The sequence below is a fragment of the Acinetobacter uliginosus genome (assembly GCF_044130295.1).
GTDB lineage: Bacteria > Pseudomonadota > Gammaproteobacteria > Pseudomonadales > Moraxellaceae > Acinetobacter.
This window is the reverse complement of record NZ_JBIQOC010000166.1, coordinates 1-2,544: the sequence shown is the minus strand read 5'-3', so window position 1 is coordinate 2,544 and position 2,544 is coordinate 1. Positions and strand designations below refer to the sequence as shown.

Annotated in this window: 3 protein-coding genes and 1 pseudogene; 2 read left to right on the top strand and 2 right to left on the bottom strand. The window is 40.7% G+C overall.

Features of this window, described 5'->3' with window-relative positions:
- Nucleotides 1–102 precede the first annotated feature (102 nt).
- Nucleotides 103–291: pseudogene (locus tag ACE01T_RS17420) on the bottom strand (MFS transporter); the annotation flags it as partial.
- Between the two features lie 114 nt (nucleotides 292–405).
- Nucleotides 406–672, bottom strand: coding sequence for a metal/formaldehyde-sensitive transcriptional repressor (locus ACE01T_RS17415; RefSeq protein ID WP_395519775.1), 267 nt, complete (start codon nucleotides 670–672; stop codon nucleotides 406–408).
- A gap of 54 nt (nucleotides 673–726) precedes the next feature.
- On the opposite strand from ACE01T_RS17415, the gene dmeF reads away from it, so the two are divergent.
- Nucleotides 727–1,650 (top strand): CDF family Co(II)/Ni(II) efflux transporter DmeF, encoded by a 924-nt coding sequence (gene dmeF / locus ACE01T_RS17410; protein WP_395519774.1) that lies wholly within the window; start codon nucleotides 727–729, stop codon nucleotides 1,648–1,650.
- A gap of 132 nt (nucleotides 1,651–1,782) precedes the next feature.
- A complete protein-coding gene (locus ACE01T_RS17405; protein WP_395519773.1) occupies nucleotides 1,783–2,484 on the top strand; it encodes a DsbC family protein in 702 nt (233 codons plus the stop codon).
- Nucleotides 2,485–2,544 lie beyond the last annotated feature (60 nt).

Sequence of the window (2,544 nt, the reverse complement as noted above, 5' to 3'; positions counted from 1 at the left end):
TTCTCGACTAATGTCGCTGGGATATGGTTTTCTCATTGAATAATTTTAACAAATTCTTTTTTTAAGTGCTAAAAAAGAATGAAATTAATACTGGATAGGCTCTAAAAACAGGAGCGTGGCTAAACAGCCCAACATATAGGTGACGAAAATATAGGTGATATGACTCGGCAACAAATGCCAAAGTTGCTGATAGATGGGATATAAAGGGCTGGCCAGTGCCGTCCCCATCGTTCCAATACAAAGTGCCAGGCTCACCATCAAAAACGGGCGCCAGGATTGTTGATTTGTCATAGAGTGTCGCAAAAATATTTGCCACAGCATTCAAAATGGCAAATAGGGGGAGAAAAGGAGAATTTAGCGTACTGGCTATTCGTATATAGCATCAATGGATAAAATGTAAGAAGTTTAGTTATAACGTTTTAATAATTTAAGAAATTCTTCCAGTTCTGCTTCATTAATTGCTGTCTGTTCTCCAATCACGTGATGACGAAAATGTGCTTCAATAAGCTCATTCATCAGACCATTTACAGCACCTTTAATCGCGGCAGCCTGCTGCAATATTTGAATACATGAAGCATCAGGTGTATTTAAAGCCTGATCTACTGCATTAATCTGACCTTGTAAACGTTTGACCCGATTCTGAATTTTCTTGTCCTGATATAAATGACCCAACATTATTCTCCAAAAATAAATATACTATGGGGGAGTATATTGAAAATCTAGATTATGCAAGACGCCCCATTGACCCGAACCCATAGTCATCAGTTTGATGAAGGCAACCCGCTCGCACAAAAACGCATTTTATTGGCGACCATTCTAACGGCAGTGATGATGTTATTAGAAGTGATTGGTGGCTGGATTTACAACTCTATGGCCTTGCTGGCCGATGGCTGGCACATGAGTTCGCATATGCTGGCGCTGGGACTGGCTTATTTTGCTTACCGTTCTGCACGTCGTTATGCGCAGGATCATCGTTTTAGTTTTGGCACCTGGAAAATTGAAATTTTGGCAGGCTATAGCAGCGCCATCTTGTTGATGGTGGTGGCGGTGTTTATGGCCTTTCAATCGATTGAACGACTGCTCAACCCGGTTGATATTCTTTATAATCAAGCCATTCCGATTGCAATATTGGGCCTGGTGATTAATTTAATCTGCGCATGGTTACTGCATGATGATCACCATCACCATCACCATGATCATGATCATGAAAATGAGCATACTCATACCGAGCATGACTTAAACCAGAAAGCCGCTTTTATGCATGTGGTTGCCGATGCTGTGACTTCAGTTTTTGCCATTATTGCCCTGTTTGCTGCCAAGTATTTGAATTGGACTTTTCTGGATGCTGCACTGGGCATCATCGGATCCATTCTGGTAGCGAAATGGGCTTGGGGCCTCATTCAAGAAACTGGAAAAACCTTACTGGATGCAGAAATGGATCATCCGGTCGTAGAAGAAATTCGCGAGGTGATTGCAGAATTTCCTCTAGTAGAAATTACTGACCTGCATGTCTGGAAAGTCGGCAAAGGTAAATTCTCCTGCATTTTAGCTTTAGCCACCGATTTCAATTTGAATGCAGACCAGATTCGTGCAGCCTTGTCCATTCATGAGGAAATCGTACATGTTTCGGTAGAAATTAATCCACGCTAAATCCATGTTCCACGTGAAACCTTGCTGGGTAAATATGTGTATTTTCAGTAAGGCGAGCTAAAATTTTAAGATTACCTGGCTGGTTTTTGAGTAGAATCAGCGGGAAGGATTTTAAAGCGATGAGCAAAATAGATGATTAAAAAAACATTGGTATGTGCCTTGGTGAGTTTTATTTCCACTTTAACTTTGGCAAATGTCGATACAGTGAAAACCAACCTGAGTAAGCAACATCCTAAACTGAATATTGAAAATATTCAAACCACCGAAATGAAAGGGATTTATAGCGGCTCAATGGATGGACAAGTGGTGTATTTGGGGGAAGATGCTCAACATATTCTAGTCGGTTCCATGTTCCGATTAAGTGATCAGAAAAACCTGACCAAAGATTTAATACTGAAGCAGAACAGTATTGACTGGAAAAAATTGCCGTTACAGGATGCAGTCAAAACCGTGCGAGGTAATGGTAAACGCCAGATTGCGATCTTTTCTGACCCAAATTGCCCGTATTGTAAACAGCTTGAGACTGAACTAAGCAAATTAAAGGATGTGACGATTTACACCTTTATTTACCCGATTAAAACTCAATCTGTGGCGGTTTCCAAACAGGTATTTTGTGAGAAAGATCCAGCTTTGGCCTGGTCAAATTTGATCGCTAAAGGCATTCAACCCAATGCTAATAAAAGCTGTGCCAATCCGATTGAGCGTAATTTAAGTTTAGGTAAAACTTTAGGTTTAACCGGGACACCAGCCATTGTTTTCTCCAATGGCTTTAAAGTCATGGGGGCCTACCCTGCCCAGGAAATTGAAAAAATCTGGAAAGAACTGGGTTTATAAAATAGATCTGCGCTGATGCGAGGAACTATAAAAAAGTAACTATAAAAAAGCACCGTGTAC

What these genes read in the sequence shown, in the direction of transcription:
- dmeF (WP_395519774.1), top strand. Translation starts at nt 727, where the DNA reads ATGCAAGACGCCCCATTGACCCGAACCCATAGTCATCAGTTTGATGAA.
- ACE01T_RS17405 (WP_395519773.1), top strand. Translation starts at nt 1,783, where the DNA reads ATGATTAAAAAAACATTGGTATGTGCCTTGGTGAGTTTTATTTCCACT.